An 18,125-nucleotide genomic window follows, 5' to 3' on the forward strand; every position below is an offset into this window, starting at 1 on the left:
CAGGCTGAAGCCTTGGGTACGACCGATTTGAATGGTGGCGCGCTCTTCAACGCTGAGTTCGGTATAAGACATAGGGGCAGCACCGTACCGGAAAGGTCAGGTGTTGCACTCAGTTTTTGCCGCCGCCATGGATTTTGCTAGGAATGTCTTGCCTATTCCCCACTCTCCGCTTATTAAAACTGCGTAGTATGGAGAGTGCTCTAGTGAGAGATAGTGCTTTAGGTAGTCTCTGATATGGGAGTTTTGAGTGGGCTGCTGGGCTTTGTTTTCTTTTGATGAGGCGGCGGTTGCTACTAATAGTTTTTTCTCGCCAAACATTATGTTTTTTATCTTGAAGAGGGCAGATTTCATTGTTGTTGGCTCGTCTTGCTTGTTTTTATACTCAAGCGCGCTGTTTTGATGGCTGTTGGGTTTCGAGATGGATTTTGAGGTGGGTTAATTTGCTTGGTTTCTGCAATGAAGAGCTGTTCTGGGAAGTATTTGGGGAGGGCTTTTTGTAGTTTAAGTGCCGGTTGGAATATAGCTAACTTGCCATGTTTATATATTAGTCGAGCTGCTGGCTCTGGACCGGCCAGCGCTCCCCGCGCCAGCCGGCCTCCTCGCATCACTCGTGCTCTTTCACCTCAGCCTGCGGCTGCGGCACGCCATTCCGTTCATGGCGGTACACGCTCACCGTTTCGTACACCACCTTGCGCAGGCGGTTGATGCCGCCGATGGGGCGGTGTTCGGGGAGGGCGTGCCAGGGGTTGAAGGAGAGGTTGTCGCAGAATTCGTTCTGCTCGCGGCTATCGAAGTCCTGCGCGGGGACCTTGATGGTGGCGACGGTCTGGAAGGGGGAGATCTTCTCGCTCCAGGCCACGCTGGTGTCTTCGATGGGCATGTAGTACTGCGGGTTCTGCACCTGCACCTGGAGGGCGAAGCAGGCCGGTACGCGGTCCAGGGAGAGGCGCTGGTACAGGGCGTTGCGCAGGAAGTTGGGCAGGTCGGTGTTCTGCTTGGGCAGGGTGTACTCGGGGCAGGATTGCGGGTCGGGGATGACGCGGTACTTGATGTTGGCCTGGCCGAGCTTGTACGGCGAGACGGAGCTGTAGACGGTGTCGGTGGGGCTTGCCGGCGCCGGGGCGAGGGTCTGCAGGGCGATCAGCATGTGGCGGATTTCCCAGGTGCGCGGGTCGAGGCTGGGGAAGAAGGCGCCGACCTTCTGGCCGTTGGCCTGGGCTTCGAAGTTGCTGCGGTATTCGGCCACGTCGCGGATGAAGAAGACGTCGTGGTTGAACATCACGAAGTCCTGTTCGTTGGCGTGGTCCGGGGCGTTGAGCAGTTTCTGGCCGGGCACGTCGAGCAGTTTGATGGCCATGCCGCGGGCGTCGCGGGCGCTGTCGAACTGCGGGTAGGCGTTGCCGTTGGAGAGGCGCATCCAGGCTTGCCAGGTCTTGCCCGGTTCGGCGAGCACGCCGGCGCGCAGGTCGCTGGCCAGGTCCTTCGCGACCGTGACTTCGGCCTTCACGCAGCCATGGGCCTTGGCGTGGGCGTCGCGCAGGACGCGGGTGTTGTCGCGGTGCTGTTCGACCACGCGCACGGCCGATTCCATGATGGCCTTGGCGTCGCTGGCCTCGGTCGGCGGGATCTGTTCGTCGGCGGAAACGGGGCCGGAGAATTTCCAGCTGTAGTAGAGCGAGCCGATGCCCCAGCCGAGCAGGCCGACGACGAGGAGGGTGAGGGTGAGCTTGCCGAGGAGGCGGCCGAGCCAGAGCCAGAAGCGCTTGAGCATGGGAGCTGGAGTCCTTGTTGTTCGTTCCCAGGCCCTCCCCGTGGCGGGGAGGGGTGTGACAGCGGTCTATCAGCCTTCGCAGGCGGGGCCGGGCGTCCAGGGCTTGGGCGCTACCGGGCTGAGCTTTTCTTCCAGGCTCTGGTTGCCCATGACCTTGAGGTATTCGATCAGCGCGAGGCGTTCGTCCGGCGAGAGGGCGCGGCCGATGACGCCGTTCTGGCGGCAGCCGTCGCGGAACTCGTGGCCCTGGTTGCTGTTGCCGGTGACGGAGGTCTTGAACAGGAACCCGCCAGGGAATTTGTCGTGCTTGAAGCCGGCGAACTGCGGGTCGTACTCGAAGTTGCCGACGTAGAACTCCTTGGCGCGCTCGGGCACGGGGGAAAGCAGCTGGAAGATCGTGGGCACCGAGCCGTTGTGCAGGAAGGGCGGGGTGGCCCAGATGCCGTCCAGCGGGCGGGCCTTGTAGGCGCGCAGTTCGCGCACGCCGATCTTCAGGCCGTAGCCGTCCATCTGCTTGCGTTCTTCTCCGCTGATGCCGGCGTCCTGGTAGGCGCGGTCTTCGACGTAGGCGGTGAGGTAGGCCAGGCCCTTGGCGCTGGAGATCTTGCTGAAGTCGAGGTCCTGCAGCGGCGGCTTGCTGAACAGGACGACGTCGAGCTTGGAGAGCTGCTCCTTGGTCCAGCCGAGCTTGGTGATGTCGAAGCGGTGGTCGGCGATGTTGTCGGCGGTGGTGGGGTCGGTGCCGATCTTGTCGGTGGCGATCATGCGCATCTTCCACTCCGGGTCGCGGTCGGGCGCCAGGCGCTTGTCCACCGGTTGCGGGTTGGGGGCGTGGCAGTAGGCGCAGTTCTCGGCGAACAGGGCGCGGCCCTTGCTGGCGCGGGGCAGGTCGATCTTGCCGAGCACCTCTTCCGGCCAGGTCGGCGGCTTCAGGGTCTTGAGGGTTTCTTCCAGGGTATGCAGGTCACGCACGCGCACGCTGGAGGCGTAGCGTTGGTCCAGCGGCACCGGCTGGCCGTTCTCCTGGTGCAGGGTGAGGCTGGCGCCGACGCCCAGGGATTCGCCGATGTTGCGCGCCATGGGCTGCATGGCGGAGCCGTTCCACTGCACCCAGTCGAACTTCCAGATGTCCCACAGCTGCGGGTAGCTGACCGGGGCGTTGGCGATGCGGTAGTTGGCGGGGTCGATGGCGTCGCCGAACACGCTGTTGGCGATGCGGCCGAAGGCGTCGGTGCGGCCGAAGCCTTCCTCGGTGGGGTAGAGGCCGCGGTGGGTGTCGTTCCAGGCAGTGCCGAGCAGGCGGTCGAGCACGTCCTTGAAGTCGCTGCGCAGCTCGTCCTTGCCCTTGGGGTATTCGCTGCCGAGCACGGCCTTGGCGAAGCGGTTGAACTTGAAGGGGTTGTAGTAGGTGAAGGCCATGCTCATGCCCAGCGCCTGGCCGAAGCCGCCGCCCCTGAGGGTGGGCACGGTGGAGGCGAGGGAATGCAGGGCGGCGCCGCCGTCGATGCGCACGGCCTGGCCCTTGTAGTGCAGCTCGCCGGTGTGGCAGGCGGAGCAGGTGATGTCGAGGTACTGCTGGCCGGTGTCGTCGTCTTCATGGCGGGCGAAGCCGACGGGCAGGTTGCCGGGGTTGATCTCGGTGGCCTTCTGCAGCGGGTCGACGAGGAAGCCGAAGCGGGCGAGGTATTCCGGGCGGGCGAACCTGTCGCTGGAGAAGGGCAGTTCGAGCGCGGTGAACCAGTCGTAGCGCAGGCCCTTAACCGTGGTGCCCTGGGGCGTGTAGTAGTAGGTCTGGCGTGCCTGTTCGTCCCACTGGTTGAGGTAGTGCAGCTGCTCGGGGGCTTTGTAGGTCGGCAGGTTGGGGTTGGCGACGTAATAAAGGACGATGGCCAGGCCCAGGAGGATCAGAACGAGCAGAAGCACCAGCGTGCGACGCAGGATTCGCATCAGATACATCCTTGTAACTAGTGGGGAAAAGCCTACGTTATGCCAATCAATGCGCCTATTGGCAAGGTGCTATTACCAATGTCTTCGGTGCGGGGCGTTTTGTCGGCTGCGTCATGTTTTCGGGAGGCCGATTCCCCGGGCTTTTTCACTGCGCAGGGCCTGCGCCCGATTGCCTCGTCGTTTTAAGAACCCTTCGCGATGATGCCTATAAGAAATGGTTCCATAGCCCGTCAAAGATATTGCTAGCGTTACAGTTAGAAGCGCCAAACCATTGTTTTTATTGCATTAATCAAAAAATTGGCGCCAAGGATGGGACATGTTGGACACCATCACCCCGACTGCTCGCCGCGTGCTGATGATCGACCCTTGTGAGGAGTGCCGACAGCTGCTGCCGCGCCTTCAGGCCAGCGGCTGGACGGTGGAGAGTCGCGAGTCGCAGCAGGCGCAGGCGGGCGGCTATGACGTTGGCCTCTTGTGCTTGCGGCATGAGCACCTGGACAACCCCGAACGCATCAAGACGCTCATCAGCAGCAGCGGCACGGAGTGGATCGGCCTGCTGGGGCGGGATATCGCGCCCCAGGAACGGGTCGAGGATTTCGCCGGCGAATGGTTCTTCGACACGGTGGAAGTCCCGGTGGACTCCGCGCGCCTGCAGGGGCTGCTCGGCCGGGCCTTCGGCATCGCCCGGCTGCGCGGCCTCGGCAGCCGCCAGGGCGCCGACCACGAGCTGCTGGGGCAGAGCCGGCCACTGCGTGACCTGCGCAAGCAGCTGGCGAAGTTCGGGCCGCTGGACCGGCCGGTGCTGATCCTCGGCGAGAGCGGCACCGGCAAGGAGCTGGTGGCGCGCACGCTGCACCGCTATTCACGCCGTGTGGGCGGGCCCTTCGTGGCCTTCAACTGCGGGGTGCTGGACGAGGCCGGCTGCAACGCCGCGCTGTTCGGCCCGGCGGGGCGCCTGCAGGCGGCGAATGGCGGCAGCCTGTTTCTCGATGCGGTGAGCGAGCTGCCCCTGGAGGTGCAGCGCACCCTGATGCACTGCCTGCGTACCCGCAAGCTGCCCCAGCCCCAGGGCCCGGCGCGCGCCCTGGATGTGCGCCTGCTGGTGGCCTCGGACCGCGACATCGAGCTGATGGCCGAGCAGGGGCGCTTCCTCCCGGAGCTCTACCAGTTGCTGGCGCCGCACCAGGTGCGCCTGACGCCGCTGCGCCGCCGCCAGGGCGACATTGCGCTGCTGGCCAACTACTTCGCCGATCTCTACAGCCTGGAGTCCGGGCACAAGCCGCGGCAGTTCAGCGAGGAGGCGCTGACCGCGCTGGTGCGCCACCACTGGCCGGGCAACGTGCGCGAGCTGGCCAGCCGGGTGCGGCGCGGCTACGCGCTGGCGGAAGGGGAGCAGATCGAGGCGGCGGACCTGGGCCTGCACAGCGTGCCGATGGACAGCGTGCTGATCGGCACCCTGGACGACTACAAGCGCCGCGCGGAATACCAGGCGCTGTGCGATGCGCTGGCACGCTACGGCAACAACCTCAGCCTGGCGGCACGGGTGCTGGGCATCTCGCGGCCGACCTTCTACCGGCTGCTGCACAAGCACCAGCTTCTATAAGCAGCCAGGGAGCCGAGCCCGCGCGCCGATATGCTCTTGTAGGGTGTGCTGCGCGCACCTGGGAGTCTGCCGGAGGCACCGTGCGGAGGTGCGCATGGCACACCCTACGGCACGAGTTCGTCCTGCCGGGCTCTGAGGAGCCAATGACTCATGGCCACGTCTCAAGCAAACGAAAAAGGCGCCGGACAGGCGCCTTTTTCATGGGCATCACGCCGTCAGCTCTGCATCGCCCAGCCGCCGACATCCATGGCGGCCTGGCGCAGCGCCTCGGAGCGTGTCGGGTGGGGGTGGCAGATCAGTGCGATGTCTTCGCTGGAGGCGGAGAACTCCATCGCCACGCAGTACTCGCCGATCATCTCGCTGACGCTGGGCCCGACCAGGTGCACGCCCAGCACTTCGTCCGTGCGTTCGTCCGCCAGCACCTTCACGAAGCCTTCGGTCTCGTGGTTGATCTTGGCGCGGCTGTTGGCGGTGAAGGGGAACTTGCCCACCTTGTAGGCGCGGCCCTCGGCCTTCAGCTGCTCCTCGGTCTTGCCCACGGTGGCCACTTCCGGGCGGGTGTAGATGACGTTGGGGATCACCTCGTAGTTCACCTCGGCCTTGTGCCCGGCGATGCGCTCGATGCAGACGATGGCTTCGTCCTCGGCCTTGTGCGCGAGCATCGGGCCGGAGGTGACATCGCCAATGACCCAGACGTTGGGCGTGGTGCTCTGGTGCTTCTCGTTGGCCAGCATGCCGCGCTTGTCGACGCTCAGGCCCACCGTCTCCAGGCCCAGGCCCTGGGTGTAGGGGCGGCGACCGATGGCCACCAGCACGTAGTCGGCCTGGAGGCTTTCGGCCTCGCCACCGGCGGCCGGCTCGACGCTGAGTTCGACGCCGCTCTTGCCGCTCTTGGCGCGGGTGACCTTGGAGGCGAGCTTGAACTTCATGCCTTGCTTGGCCAGGGCGCGTTGCAGGGTCTTGCCGGTTTCCACGTCCAGGCCGGGGCAGATGCGGTCCAGGTATTCCACCACCGTGACCTCGGCGCCCAGGCGGCGCCAGACGGAGCCCAGCTCCAGGCCGATCACGCCGGCACCGATCACCACCAGGTGCTTGGGCACCTCGGGCAGGGACAGGGCACCGGTGGAGTCGAGGATGCGCTTGTTGTCGATCTCCACGCCCGGCAGCGGGGTGGGTTCGGAGCCGGTGGCGATGACGATGTGCCGGGTTTCCAGCACCTGTTCCTTGCCATCGGCGCCCTTGACCACGACGCGCCCCGGGCCGTCGATACGGCCCCAGCCCTTGATCCACTCGGCCTTGTGCTTGCGGAAGAGGAATTCGATGCCCTTGGTCAGCGCGCTCACGCTGTCGGCCTTCTGCTTCATCATCTGCCCGAGGTTGAGCGTGGGCTTGACCTCGATGCCGAGCAGTTCGAACTCCTTGCCGGTAGCGGCCTCGTAGAGCTCGGAGGCGTGCAGCAGCGCCTTGGACGGCATGCAACCGACGTTCAGGCAGGTACCGCCCAGGGTCTCGCGTCCCTCCACGCAGGCCACCTTGAGGCCCAGTTGGCCGGCCCGGATGGCGGCGTTGTAGCCGCCCGGGCCACCGCCGATGACAACCACGTCGTATTGGCTCATGAAATTTCCTTCTGTCTCGATTGATGGCTATCGACCCAGCAAGCGTAGTGGAGCTTCACGGCGCGTCCATCGGCTTTGGATGACGGGCGTAATATCCTCGCGCCTGAATGAACGGTCAAGAAAAGATCGTGCTGGTCAGGGGGGACAAGGGCTGGCACGGCCCGGTAGGTTGGGCTGAGGCGCGAAGCCCAACACAGCGGAGCCAGCGGGATTAAGCGATATCCATCAGGCGCAGTTGGCTTTCAAAGCGCAGCTCTGCACCGCTGACCGGGTCGATGAAGGCCAGTTCGCGGGCCAGCAGTTGCAGGGGGCGGCCATGGTCGTCGGGGGCCTGGGTGTCGTGCAGGTCGGGGTAGAAGCCATCGTTGAGGATGCCGGCGCCGAGGGCGGCCATGTGCACGCGCAGCTGGTGCTTGCGACCGGTCACGGGGTGCAGGGCGTAGCGCCACAGTTGCGGGCCGCGCTCGATCACTTCCAGGCGGGTTTCGGTGTTGGGCTCGCCGTCCACCTGTTGCATGCGGAAGAAGGGCTCACCCGGCTCCAGGCGCGTGCGCAGGGTGAGGGGGAATTCCAGTTGCGGCAGGGGCGCGGCCACCGCTTCGTAGCGCTTGTGCACGCGGCGCTCACGGAACAGCGCCTGGTAGGCGCCACGGGTGGCCGGCTCGCGGGAGAACAGCACCAGGCCGGCGGTGTGCCGGTCGATGCGGTGCAGCGGCACCAGGCCGGGGATGCCCAGGCGCCGCGTGAGACGCGCCTGCAGGGTCTGCTCGACGTACTCGCCAGCGGGCATCACCGGCAGGAAGTGCGGCTTGTCGACCACCACCAGGCGCTCGTCCTGGTAGAGCACGTGCTCCTCGAAGGGGATCTCGCGCTCCTGCGCCACCTCGCGGTAGTAGCGCACGCACAAGCCCACCTGATAGGGGCGCAGCGCATCCACCGGGTGGCCCTCGCCATCGGTCACCCGCCCACGCGCCATGCGGTCGAGCCAGGTGGCACGGTCGATGGCCGGGAAATGCGCGCAGAGGCAGTCGAGCACCGTCGCCCAGGGGCCCTGGGGCAGGTGCAGCGTGCTTGGGCGCACATTGGGTTCGGTGCTCATGGCCATCTCCGGTCAAGCCTGGCGGGGCGCGCATTAGGCCGCAGCGGGCGCGGGCGGTCAAACCCCGGCATGCCCGTTTCCCTTCGCCCGGCGTGGCGTCATCCGGCAGGGCAAGCGGACCCCTTCACCTGTCGAGCCCATTGGGCTTGAGCCTAGGATCACGGCTACTTCGTCGCACGGGCATCGCCCAAGGCACCCCACGCTTTTCGGTGGCGCGCGCTCGTCCCCGCTGTTGCAACGGGTGTCCGAGGCGGGGCCGGTGGGACGATCAACGCAAGCAAGGAGACTGACCATGGCACTGGATTTCATCATCGCGGGCGAGCGTCGCCTGGCCTTCGAACCCCGGGAACTGGTGATCGCCGGCTGGACCGGACGCGACCACGAGGCCGTCGAGCGTCATATCGCCGAGCTGCAGGTGCTGGGCATCTCTCCGCCGGCCCAGGTGCCGTGCTTCTACCAGGTGGCGGCCTCGCTGCTGACCTCGGACGAGGTCATCCAGGTGCCGCGCGAGCACTCCACCGGTGAGGTGGAGTGCGTGCTGATCGCCGGTTGGGACGGGCTCTACGTCGGCATCGGTTCCGACCACACCGAGCGCCAGGTGGAGGCGCTGGACATCACCCTGTCCAAGCAGCTCTGCGCCAAACCTGTGAGCCGCCAGTTGTGGCCCTTCGATGAAGTGGCCGGGCACTGGGACAGCCTGGTGCTGCGCTGCTGGCGCGAGCGCGAGGGGCGCCGCGAGCTGTACCAGGAGGGCGAGGCCGGCAGCATGCTCGACCCGCTGGATCTGATCGAACGGCGCCATGGCGCCATGTCCATGCCCCAGGGCGGCGTGATGTTCTGCGGCACCCTGGCGGCGCTGCAGCCGATCGCCCCCGCCGAGGCCTACACCGTCGAGCTGCACGACCCGGTGCTGGAGCGCACCCTGAGCCACAGCTACCGCGTGCAGGTGCTGGAGGTGGAGGCATGAGCACCCTCGTCACCCTGGCGGAGTGGTCCGCGCGCCTCGCCAATGGCCGCATCAGCAGCCGCGAGCTGACCGAAACCATGCTGGAACGTGCCCAGCGGCACTTCGCATCCGGCGGCCACGCCTTCATCGATCTGGACGAGGAGGGCGCCCGCGCCGCTGCCGAGGCTGCCGACCATCGCCTGTCCCTGGGGCGGCGCCTCTCGCCCCTGGACGGCCTGCCGCTGTCGCTCAAGGACCTGTTCGACGTTGCCGGGCAGGTCACCCGCGCCGGTTCGCGGGTGCTGGAGGGCGAGCCCGCCGCGCAGGCCGATGCGCCGGTAGTGGCCAGCCTGCGGGAGGGCGGCGCGGTATTCGTGGGGCGCACCAACATGACCGAATTCGCCTATTCCGGCCTTGGCCTCAACCCGCACTTCGGCACGCCGCTGTCGCCGCTGGGGGAGGGGCGCATCGCCGGTGGCTCCAGCTCCGGGGCCGCCGTCAGCGTGGCGCTGGGCATGTCGGTGGTGGCGCTGGGTACCGATACCGGCGGCTCGGTGCGCATCCCGGCGGCCTTCTGCGGCATCACCGGCTTCAAGCCCACGGCGTGGCGGGTGCCCTGCGGGGGCATGGTGCCCCTGTCGCAAAGCCTGGATTCCGTCGGGCCGCTGGCGCCCACGGTGGCCTGTTGCGCCCAGGTGGACGCATTGCTGACCGGCGCCCAGCCCTGGCGCGATGCCGGCCTGCCGCTGCAGGGGCAGCGCTTCTTCGTCACCCCCGACCATGTATTGGAAGACCTCGCGCCGGAGGTGGCGCAGGCCTTCGACTGGGCCCTCGCGCGCCTGGCGGAGCAGGGCGCCGAGATCGTCGAGTTCCGCTTTCCCGAGCTGCAGCGCCTCCCCGAGATCAACGCGGGCGGCGGTTTCGCGGCTGCCGAATCCTGGTACTGGCACCGCAAGCGCCTGCAGGCCGAAAGCGAGCGCTACGACCCGCTGGTGGCCATGCGCATCGAGCGGGGCAGCCGGCAGAGCGCCTGCGACTACTTGGAGCTGCTGCTGGAGCGCGCCGAGCTGAAGGCCCGCGCGGCGGAGGTGTTGCTGGGGGCGGATGCCTGGCTGATGCCCACGGTTTCCATCGCGCCGCCGCGCCTGGCGGAGATCACCGATGACGACGCCTTCCAGCGCATCAACGCGCGGGTGCTGGCCAACCCCGCCGTCATCAACTTCCTCGACGGCTGCGCGTTGTCCATCCCATTGCCGGAACGCCCCGGCATCGCCCTGAGCCTGTGCGGGCTCGGCGGGCAGGACGCCAACATCCTGCAACTGGGGGCTGCGGTGGAGCGCTGCCTGGGCTGACCCTTCACCTCTGCGGGCGGCCTGGCCGCCCCGGGAGCGATCGCATGTCCATTTCCGATCCGGCCCGTTCACTCCTGCGCGAGCGGGCCTACCGCAGCATCACCTGGCGCCTGGTGCCCTTCCTGGTGGCGCTGTTCATCCTCGCCTGGCTGGACCGGGTCAACGTCGGCTTCGCCAAGTTGCACATGCTCGACGACCTGGGCTTCAGTGAAGCCGTCTACGGCCTGGGCGCGGGCATCTTCTTCATCGGCTATTTCCTCTTCGAGGTGCCGAGCAACCTGCTGCTGGAACGCATCGGCGCGCGGCGCACCCTGGCGCGCATCACCCTTTGCTGGGGGCTGATCTCCACCGCCATGTTCCTGGTGACCACGCCGATGCAATTCTATGTGCTGCGCTTTCTGCTCGGGGTGTTCGAGGCGGGCTTCTTCCCTGGCGTGGTGCTCTACCTCACCTACTGGTTCCCCACTGCGCGGCGAGCCCGGGTCAATGGCCTGTTCATGACCAGCTTCGCCCTGGCCGGGGTGATAGGCGGGCCGCTGGCAGGCTTGATCATGACGGGCATGGCCGATGTCGGCGGGCTGGCCGGCTGGCAATGGCTGTTCATCGTCGAAGGCGTGCCCTCGGTGCTCGCCGGCCTGCTGGTGTTGCGCTACCTGCCCGAGCGCCCGGCGGACGTGCGCTGGCTGAGCGCCGCGCAGCGCGCCCTGGTGAGCGCCGAGGTGGCCGCCGACGCCGCCGCACCAGGCAAGGCTTCAAGCTTGCGCGACGCCTTCTGCAACCCCCATGTGTGGCTGTGCGCGGCCATCTACTTCTGCCTGGTGAGCGGCAACGCCACCATCGCCTTCTGGGTGCCGACGCTGATCCGCGACCTGGGCGTGCAGGGCAGCCTGGATATCGGCCTGCTGGCCGCCTTGCCCTTCGCCGTGGGCACGGTGGCGATGGTGCTCAACGGCATCCATTCCGACCGCAGCGGCGAGCGGCACCTGCACTGCGCCGGTGCCGCCGCCCTGGCCGCGGTCGGTCTGGCGGCCTGCGCCGCATCCATGGGCCACGGCGTCGCGGCGATGCTGGCGTTGACCCTGGCGGCGGTGGGCATCCTCGCTGCCTTCCCGGTGTTCTGGTCGCTGCCCACGCTGTTCCTCACCGGCACGGCGGCGGCCGGCGGCATCGCGGTGATCAACTCGGTCGGCAACCTCGCCGGTTTCGCCGCGCCCTACCTCATCGGCTGGGTGAAGGACCGCACCGGCGCACTGGCCGGCGGGCTCTACATGGTCGCCGGCCTGGAGCTGCTGGCAGCGTTGCTGGTGGTGGTGTTCGTCCGCAAGGCGCGGCGTGGGTAAGCCCTTGCATGGAAGGGCGAGGTGGTTACCCGGGGCTGAGCGGCAGGCCGTCGCACCTTGTGCTCGTCCCGCATGCACTAGGCTCTGGCCGATAAATTCAGTATTTCGAAGATTAGTGGCGTAATTACTCAATAATACGTGTTTTTATGAAGTTATAGAGCTTTCCGAATTTTCATATAACTCTATAATTCAGCGTATTAAAGGCGATTACTGGGTTTAACACTCGATATGATGAATTTAGGTCTGGTCAAGCCGGCGGAAGTGGTCGAACTGCTCTGCACGCGTTTGCGCCAGGAGCGCCTGATCCAGGGGATGACCCAGGCCGAGGTGGCCGCCCGAGCCGGCATCGGCGTCGGCACCTTGTCGAATCTGGAGGCCGGGCGCAGCGTCGCGTTCGACAGCGTGGTTCGCGTGGCCATGGTCCTGGGGCGTCTCGAGGAGCTGGAGCTGCTGTTCATGCCGCAACTGGAAAGCCTGGATGACATCCTTCGCTATGAACAGGGCGCCCAGCGCCGGCGGGTGAAAAGGAAAGCCGGCGATGTCTAAGCGGGTCGACGTCTACTACGACGGCTGGGGCGCGCATTGGCGCTGGGGTTCGCTGGTTTCCTCGACCGCGCTCACAGGGCGTCCGTTGATCGCCTTCGAGTACAGCGAAGAGGCGCTGGCGTCGGGGCTGGAGCTGTCGTCCCTGCGCCTGCCCCTGAAAGGCCCACGGCTGCGCAGGGATTTTCCCGATCATCAGCTGTCGCTGCCTGGGCCGGTCTACGACTCGCTGCCCGACGGTTGGGGCATGTTGCTGATGGATCGCCTGTTCAAGCGACGTGGGCTAAACCCCGCGCAAGTCGGCCCTCTGGAACGCCTGACCTACATAGGCTCGCATGCCATGGGGGCGATGTCGTTCGAGCCGGCGGCGGAGTCGCCCCTGTCCTGCGAAGAGGTTCCCCTCGAGCAACTGGCGGCGGAAGTCCAGGCGGTGCTCGATGGCGAGGGCGGGGAGTTCCTGCAGCAGTTGATGCTCATGGGCGGCTCGCCGCACGGAGCGCGGCCCAAGGTATTGCTCTATCGCGACCCTGTGAGCGGTCGCTTCAGCACGGCGGCGGCGCCTGGCCTGGACGCCTGGCTGATCAAGTTCCCGGCGGCCTGGGAACACCCCGAGGTGTGCGCCGTCGAAGCGCTCTACGCGCAATGCCTGCGCGCATGCGCCATCGAAACCCCGGACACCGAGCACTTCGAGCTACCGAACGGGCGGGCTGCCTTCGCCAGCCGCCGCTTCGACCGGCAGGGGGGCATGCGCGTCCCCATGCAGAGCCTGGCCGCCTTCACCGGCGCGGACTTCCGCACGGCCGGTGCGCTGGATTACACCCATTTCCTGCGGGCGACCCAGTTCTGCTGCAATGACGTGCGGGAGAAAGCGATCGCCTTCGAACGGATCGTATTCAACGTGGTGTTCAACAACCGTGACGATCACCCCAAGAACTTCGCCTACCTGATGTCCGCCACCGGCCAATGGACGCTGGCCCCAGCCTACGACGTGACCTTCTGCGAAGGACCGGGTGGCTACCACCAGATGGACGTGATGGGAGAGGCGCTGCGCATCACCCGGCAGCACCTGCTCGAGCTCGCGGCGGAGGAGGCGGATCTCACGGCCCGGGACGCTGCTGACATCATCGAGCGGATCCGCCAGGTGGCCAGTGGCTTCAGTGCCTGCGCCGAGGACCGGTTCCCCCACGGCATCGCCCGTGACACCTTGCGCACGATCCAGGCGCGCATCGACGACAACATCGCGCGGCTCGCCTGAATCGCGAACCGCACCACGGATGTTCCACGCCTGCACGAGGCTGGCGCCACGCTACAATGCGCGCCTGCGTCGGGAACGGCGAGCCGGCTGCACGTGTCCCATGCACGCGGTCCGGGCCTTTCCCCGCCACCGATTTCAGCTTCGTTTTCACTATGAGGATCGCAGTATGTCTCGCACTTCCATCACCTTCGGCCTGGCGCTCATGGGCGCTCTGCTGGCCGGTTGCAGCTCCACCGACGCGCCGGCGGAGAAGCCCGCCGCCGCTGCCAGCGAGAGCCTGCCGGCCGCTGCGCCCTCCGAGGATGGCCGCTGCTCTTCCGGCCCCGTGCGTTCGCTGGTGGGCAAGGCCGCCACCCCGGAGCTGGTCGAACAGGCGAAGAAGGCCGCCGGCGCCAGCGACGTGCGCGTGCTCAAGCCGGGCAGCGTGATGACCCTGGAATACAACTCCCGCCGCCTGAACATCGACACCGATGATGCCAACCTGATCAAGGGCGTCAGCTGCGGCTGAGCCGACCCCCTCCGGGCCCGCGCCTGCGGGCCCGTTTCCTGCCTCGCTTTATCCCTTTCGCCAACCCGGGTTTCTGTCCACACACGTGGTGGTTCCGTCCTTCACGGGTTGCGGATTCTTCCTCTGTGCCCCTCCGTTCGTACGCTCTAGCATCGTGGCTTCCATCGCTTCCCGCCTGCCCGGACGTCTTCCGTCGCTCCGGCGCGACGCTGCGCGGGAACACTCGCATCAGTTCGACAGGAGTTAGCCATGACACTGCACTTCACCGTGGCCGGCGGGGAATCCCTCGCGTTCGATGTACGCAGCCTGGTGGTCGCCGGCTGGACGGGGCGCGATGCCGACAGCGTCGCCGCGCAGGTACGTACCCTTGGCGCGCGCTCGCCGGAGACGTTGCCCTGCTTCTATGAACTGTCCGCCGACCTGTTGTGCACCGACGACGGCTTCCAGGTGCCGGGCAGGGACTCCTCGGCCGAGGTCGAGTGCGTGCTCTTCTCCACGGGCACGGCGCTCTACGTCGGCATCGGTTCCGACCACGCGGACCGTCGCGTCGAGGGGTACGACATCGCCGTCTCGCGGCAGCTCTGCCTCAAGCCTGTGGGCCGCGAGCTGTGGCGTTTCCATGAAGTGGCGGGGCATTGGGACCAGCTGCGCCTGCGTTGCTGGCGCCATGTCGAGGGGCGTGACGAGCTGTACCAGGCCGGGCTCGCCGCTACGCTGCTGGACCCGCGCGAGCTGATCGCCCTGCGCACCGGTGATGCCAGCCTGCCGGCCGGCACCGCGATGTTCTGCGGCACCTTGCCCTTCATCGGCGACCCCGAGCCCGGGGAACACTTCAGCGTGGAGCTGTACGACCCCGTGCTCGGGCGCAGTCTCAGCCACAGCTACCGGGTGCAGGCGCTGGACTAGCCGGCTAGCCGAGCTTCATCACCACCACGCCGATGGCGATCACCAGGCAGGCCAGCAGGCGGATCGCCGGCATCGGCTCCTTCAGTGCCAGCCAGCCGATGAGCAGGGCGAATACCACGCTGGTCTCGCGCAATGCCGAGACCAGCGCCACCGGCGCCTTGGTCATGGCCCAGATGACGATGCTGTAGGCCAGCAGCGACATGGCGCCACCCGCCAGGCCGCTCTTCCAGTACGGACCGAGCTGCAGGAACACGCGCGGCCCGCGTTGCACCGCGATCACCCCCGCCATCACCCAGCCATTCACCGCGAACAGCCAGGCAGCGTAGGACAGCGCGTCGCCATTGCTGCGTGCGCCGACCGCGTCGGACAGGGTGTAGCCGGCGATGAAGGCCGCCGTCATCAGCGAACAGAACAGCATCGGCCGGTTCAGCCCGGCGCTGCCGCGCCCGCCGCGCCAGGCCATCAGCCAGATGCCGATCACCAGGGTCAGCAGGCCCAGCAGCTCGGCGTGGCCGAGCCCGTCATGCAGGAACAGCACCGAGAGCAGTGCCACGATCAGCGGCGAGCTGCCCCGCGAGACCGGGTAGACCTGGCCGAGGTCGCCGTACTGGTAGGCGCGGGACAGGAAGTTGTTGTAGCCGATGTGCAGCACGGCGGAGAGGATGATCCAGGGCCAGGCGGCCGCGACCGGGAAGGCCACGAAGGGCAGGGCGAGCATCGCCACCAGGCCGGCGGCCACCTGGATCAGGGTGGCGGTGAGCAGGCGGTCGAGGCCGATCTTCAGCAGGGCGTTCCAGCCCGCGTGGAGGGCGGCCGCTGCCATCACCACGAGAAATACCGAGGTGTCCAAGCGTGACGTTCCTTGTACCGACGGAGGTGCGGCGCCCGGCGAGGGGCGCCGCGAAGGAGGCGCGATAGTGACACAGCCCGCGCCCAGCTGTGAAACCTGCGTGCCTTCTCCGTAGCCCGGGAAGCGCCTCAGTCGATCGGCAGCGCCACCGGGCGGATCGGCGCGGCGTCGGCGCCGCGGAATTTCAGCGAGGCGCCGATGAAGGCGAATTCGTAGACCTTGTCCCGCGACAGGCCTTCCAGGTCCACCAGCTCCATGATCGGCGCGCCCTGCTGGGCCAGCAGGTAGGTGTGCACGGGGATGTAGTTGTCCGGCACCTCGGTGGGGAAGGTCTCGAAGCTGAGGTTGTCCGCCCCCACCACCATGGCGCCGCCGTCCTCGACGAGGAACTTCGCCGCGTCCAGGCCCAGGCCCGGCGGGTTGGTCATGTAGCGCTGGGCGTCCTCGTAGTCGCGCATGCGCCCGGTGCGGATCAGCACCACGTCGCCCTTCTGCAAGCGCACGCCCTGCTTGTTCAATGCCTGCTGCAGGTCCTGGCGGGTGACGCGGTAGCTGTCCGGCAGCAGCTCCACGCCCTTGGCGGCTGGGATGTCGATGAGCACGCCACGGGCGACGATGGGCGGCAGCTTCTCCGCGCCGGTCACGTTCCAGCCGCGGTCGCCCAGGTGGTCGGCGGCGGCGTAGCCGTTCCAGATCTTGCCCTCCAGGCCGAAGTGGTTGAGCGCGTCGATGTGGGTGCCCATGTGGGCGTACATGGACACCGCCGAACCGGTGTAGCTGACGTGGCGGTTCATCGCCTCGCCGACACCCATCGGGTCGGCCAGCAGGTTGCCGTGGGGCGTGTGGGTCATCCACATCTGGTAGGGCGGGTCGCCCGCTGCCTGCCAGCTGGGCATGCCGATGAAGTACTCCACGGCCAGGTCGTAGGCCTTGCCGCCGCTGAGACGGCCAAGGATGGCGGCGCGGGACTCGGGGGTGATCAGGTTGAGGCGACCGATCTCGTCCTTCGGCCCCCAGGGGCTTTTGCCAACTCCCTCGGCGGCGAGGGCGCCCTGGGCCAGGGACAGCAGCAGGGGCAGGGCGGCGAAACGGGAAAGGGGGCGTGGCAGGTGCATGGCGGTATTCCTTGTGGGTGATGGATGCCGCGATGGTATTTGTCAGCCCTGAAGAGATAATCTCCGCCTCTGCTGAAAGACATTCAACCCAAGGGAAAATATGGACCTGCTCGTTGCCATGCGGACCTTCCGCCGCGTCGTCGAACTCGATGGCTTCAGCAAGGCCGCCGTCGACCTGGGCCAGTCCACCGCCGCGGTGAGCAAGCAGGTGCGCCAGCTGGAGGCGCGCCTGGGCAGCCTGTTGCTGCTGCGCACCACCCGGCGAATGAGCCTCACCGACACCGGGCGCGCCTACTTCGCCGAGTGCTGCCGCCTGCTGGACGAGCTGGATGCCCTGGAAAACGCCACCGCCCTGGGCACCGGGGAGGTGAGCGGGCGCCTGCGGGTCAACGCGCCGCTGTCGTTCAGCCTCAAGGTGCTGTCGCCGCTGCTGGTGGACTTCATGGCGCTGTACCCGCAACTGAATGTTGAGCTGACCCTGGACGACCACCTGCTGGACCCGGTCTCCGAAGGCTTCGACGTGTCACTGCGCATCCGCTCCAGCCTGCCCGATTCCAGCCTCATCGCCCGGCGCCTGGGCGAGGTGGAGCAGGTGATCTGCGCCGCCCCCGGCTACCTCGCGGTGCGGGGCACGCCCCAGCAAGTGGAGGACCTGTGCGGCCACGACTGCCTCGCCTACCGCCTGGCCGACAACCCCGGGGGCTGGCGCCTGGACGGCCCCAAGGGGCGCGGCGTGGAACTGCGCACCCGGCTCTCGGTGGACAACAGCCTGATGCTCTGCGACCTGCTGCTGGCCGGCGCCGGCATCGGCGCGCTGCCATCGTTCATCGCCGATCCGCACCTCGCCAGCGGCCAACTGCAACGGGTGCTCCCGCAACAGCCACTGGCCCGCCGCAGCATCTACGCCCTGTACGCCAGCAACCGCCATTTGCAGCAGAAGGTGCGGGTGTTCGTCGACTTTCTGGCACAGCGGCTGGCCGGCTGAGGGCGTTTCACGGCGCGCTGCGTTGATCGTCTGGATGCAGGTGGGGTGCAGCCCGGCGGCGTGATCGCCGAAAGTGGCTTTCACCCGCCCTGCGGGGGTGTGCCGGGCATTGTGCACCGAGCATTGAAAACGGCCCGGCACCACCCTGAAGGTGAGTACCGGTGTTTTTGTGCGTGCGATTTGACTGAGGTCAGGGTGGTCATTCGCCTGTTGCTGCCCAATAGCCGCGATTTCAGAAAACTCTTACGGAGGGACAGGCAATGTCCTCGATAACCCGCGTGGGCCCCGG

Annotated in this window: 16 protein-coding genes; 9 read left to right on the plus strand and 7 right to left on the minus strand. The window is 67.0% G+C overall.

What is annotated here, in order from left to right; translation table 11 throughout:
• Window positions 1-96 precede the first annotated feature (96 nt).
• The 3 genes from DMX10_RS26425 to DMX10_RS26435 form a co-directional block, all read right to left on the minus strand.
• Complete coding sequence (locus DMX10_RS26425; protein ID WP_111263887.1) at window positions 97-351, minus strand: P-loop NTPase fold protein; 255 nt, start codon at window positions 349-351, stop codon at window positions 97-99.
• A gap of 253 nt (window positions 352-604) precedes the next feature.
• Window positions 605-1,771 carry a catalase family protein gene (locus tag DMX10_RS26430; protein ID WP_111263888.1) on the minus strand — a complete coding sequence of 389 codons (1,167 nt, stop codon included), beginning with the start codon at window positions 1,769-1,771 and terminating at the stop codon, window positions 605-607.
• A gap of 69 nt (window positions 1,772-1,840) precedes the next feature.
• Window positions 1,841-3,718 carry a di-heme-cytochrome C peroxidase gene (locus DMX10_RS26435; protein WP_111263889.1) on the minus strand — a complete coding sequence of 626 codons (1,878 nt, stop codon included), beginning with the start codon at window positions 3,716-3,718 and terminating at the stop codon, window positions 1,841-1,843.
• 316 nt (window positions 3,719-4,034) lie between these two features.
• On the opposite strand from DMX10_RS26435, the gene DMX10_RS26440 reads away from it, so the two are divergent.
• Window positions 4,035-5,321, plus strand: coding sequence for a sigma-54 dependent transcriptional regulator (locus DMX10_RS26440; RefSeq protein WP_111263890.1), 1,287 nt, complete (start codon window positions 4,035-4,037; stop codon window positions 5,319-5,321).
• Window positions 5,322-5,536: 215 nt separating this feature from the next.
• Here the strand turns inward: DMX10_RS26440 and lpdA are convergent, their stop codons facing one another.
• Together lpdA and DMX10_RS26450 are read right to left on the minus strand one after the other, a co-directional pair.
• Window positions 5,537-6,937: a dihydrolipoyl dehydrogenase gene (gene lpdA, locus DMX10_RS26445; RefSeq protein WP_111263891.1), complete on the minus strand. Its 1,401-nt coding sequence runs from the start codon at window positions 6,935-6,937 to the stop codon at window positions 5,537-5,539.
• Between the two features lie 211 nt (window positions 6,938-7,148).
• Entirely contained in the window at window positions 7,149-8,036 is an 888-nt protein-coding gene (locus DMX10_RS26450) for a pseudouridine synthase (RefSeq protein WP_111263892.1), read from the minus strand.
• A gap of 292 nt (window positions 8,037-8,328) precedes the next feature.
• On the opposite strand from DMX10_RS26450, the gene DMX10_RS26455 reads away from it, so the two are divergent.
• From DMX10_RS26455 to DMX10_RS26485, 7 genes are all read left to right on the plus strand, one after another.
• Window positions 8,329-9,003 (plus strand): DUF2848 domain-containing protein, encoded by a 675-nt coding sequence (locus DMX10_RS26455; RefSeq protein WP_111263893.1) that lies wholly within the window; start codon window positions 8,329-8,331, stop codon window positions 9,001-9,003.
• Entirely contained in the window at window positions 9,000-10,334 is a 1,335-nt protein-coding gene (locus DMX10_RS26460; protein ID WP_111263894.1) for an amidase, read from the plus strand. The genes DMX10_RS26455 and DMX10_RS26460 overlap by 4 nt, the downstream gene beginning before the upstream one ends.
• A 44-nt stretch (window positions 10,335-10,378) precedes the next feature.
• Window positions 10,379-11,674: an MFS transporter gene (locus DMX10_RS26465; RefSeq protein ID WP_111263895.1), complete on the plus strand. Its 1,296-nt coding sequence runs from the start codon at window positions 10,379-10,381 to the stop codon at window positions 11,672-11,674.
• Window positions 11,675-11,902: 228 nt separating this feature from the next.
• Window positions 11,903-12,220, plus strand: a complete 318-nt coding sequence (locus DMX10_RS26470) for a helix-turn-helix domain-containing protein (protein ID WP_111263896.1) — start codon at window positions 11,903-11,905, stop codon at window positions 12,218-12,220.
• Complete coding sequence (locus DMX10_RS26475; RefSeq protein WP_111263897.1) at window positions 12,213-13,472, plus strand: type II toxin-antitoxin system HipA family toxin; 1,260 nt, start codon at window positions 12,213-12,215, stop codon at window positions 13,470-13,472. Before DMX10_RS26470 ends, DMX10_RS26475 begins: the two co-directional genes overlap by 8 nt.
• Before the next feature lie 166 nt (window positions 13,473-13,638).
• A complete protein-coding gene (locus tag DMX10_RS26480) occupies window positions 13,639-13,980 on the plus strand; it encodes an I78 family peptidase inhibitor (protein WP_111263898.1) in 342 nt (113 codons plus the stop codon).
• A gap of 249 nt (window positions 13,981-14,229) precedes the next feature.
• Window positions 14,230-14,886, plus strand: coding sequence for a DUF2848 family protein (locus tag DMX10_RS26485; protein ID WP_111263899.1), 657 nt, complete (start codon window positions 14,230-14,232; stop codon window positions 14,884-14,886).
• 4 nt (window positions 14,887-14,890) lie between these two features.
• On the opposite strand, the gene DMX10_RS26490 is transcribed toward DMX10_RS26485, so the two are convergent.
• Window positions 14,891-15,736: an EamA family transporter gene (locus DMX10_RS26490; protein WP_111263900.1), complete on the minus strand. Its 846-nt coding sequence runs from the start codon at window positions 15,734-15,736 to the stop codon at window positions 14,891-14,893.
• A 128-nt stretch (window positions 15,737-15,864) separates the two neighbouring features.
• The gene (locus tag DMX10_RS26495; protein WP_111263901.1) at window positions 15,865-16,851 is read right to left on the minus strand and encodes a cyclase family protein; all 987 of its coding nucleotides are present in this window, start codon (window positions 16,849-16,851) and stop codon (window positions 15,865-15,867) included.
• A gap of 100 nt (window positions 16,852-16,951) precedes the next feature.
• On the opposite strand from DMX10_RS26495, the gene DMX10_RS26500 reads away from it, so the two are divergent.
• Window positions 16,952-17,836 (plus strand): LysR family transcriptional regulator, encoded by an 885-nt coding sequence (locus DMX10_RS26500; protein WP_111263902.1) that lies wholly within the window; start codon window positions 16,952-16,954, stop codon window positions 17,834-17,836.
• The last annotated feature ends 289 nt before the right edge of the window (window positions 17,837-18,125 follow it).

The sequence above is a fragment of the Pseudomonas sp. 57B-090624 genome, assembly GCF_003234055.1.
Taxonomy (GTDB): Bacteria; Pseudomonadota; Gammaproteobacteria; order Pseudomonadales; family Pseudomonadaceae; genus Metapseudomonas; species Metapseudomonas tohonis.

Coding starts and splice junctions, on each gene's coding strand:
- DMX10_RS26500 (WP_111263902.1), top strand. CDS start 16,952: ATGGACCTGCTCGTTGCCATGCGGACCTTCCGCCGCGTCGTCGAACTC.
- DMX10_RS26425 (WP_111263887.1), bottom strand. CDS start 351: ATGAAATCTGCCCTCTTCAAGATAAAAAACATAATGTTTGGCGAGAAA.
- DMX10_RS26465 (WP_111263895.1), top strand. CDS start 10,379: ATGTCCATTTCCGATCCGGCCCGTTCACTCCTGCGCGAGCGGGCCTAC.
- DMX10_RS26485 (WP_111263899.1), top strand. CDS start 14,230: ATGACACTGCACTTCACCGTGGCCGGCGGGGAATCCCTCGCGTTCGAT.
- DMX10_RS26455 (WP_111263893.1), top strand. CDS start 8,329: ATGGCACTGGATTTCATCATCGCGGGCGAGCGTCGCCTGGCCTTCGAA.
- DMX10_RS26495 (WP_111263901.1), bottom strand. CDS start 16,851: ATGCACCTGCCACGCCCCCTTTCCCGTTTCGCCGCCCTGCCCCTGCTG.
- DMX10_RS26480 (WP_111263898.1), top strand. CDS start 13,639: ATGTCTCGCACTTCCATCACCTTCGGCCTGGCGCTCATGGGCGCTCTG.
- DMX10_RS26450 (WP_111263892.1), bottom strand. CDS start 8,036: ATGAGCACCGAACCCAATGTGCGCCCAAGCACGCTGCACCTGCCCCAG.
- DMX10_RS26470 (WP_111263896.1), top strand. CDS start 11,903: ATGATGAATTTAGGTCTGGTCAAGCCGGCGGAAGTGGTCGAACTGCTC.
- DMX10_RS26435 (WP_111263889.1), bottom strand. CDS start 3,718: ATGCGAATCCTGCGTCGCACGCTGGTGCTTCTGCTCGTTCTGATCCTC.
- DMX10_RS26475 (WP_111263897.1), top strand. CDS start 12,213: ATGTCTAAGCGGGTCGACGTCTACTACGACGGCTGGGGCGCGCATTGG.
- DMX10_RS26460 (WP_111263894.1), top strand. CDS start 9,000: ATGAGCACCCTCGTCACCCTGGCGGAGTGGTCCGCGCGCCTCGCCAAT.
- lpdA (WP_111263891.1), bottom strand. CDS start 6,937: ATGAGCCAATACGACGTGGTTGTCATCGGCGGTGGCCCGGGCGGCTAC.
- DMX10_RS26430 (WP_111263888.1), bottom strand. CDS start 1,771: ATGCTCAAGCGCTTCTGGCTCTGGCTCGGCCGCCTCCTCGGCAAGCTC.
- DMX10_RS26440 (WP_111263890.1), top strand. CDS start 4,035: ATGTTGGACACCATCACCCCGACTGCTCGCCGCGTGCTGATGATCGAC.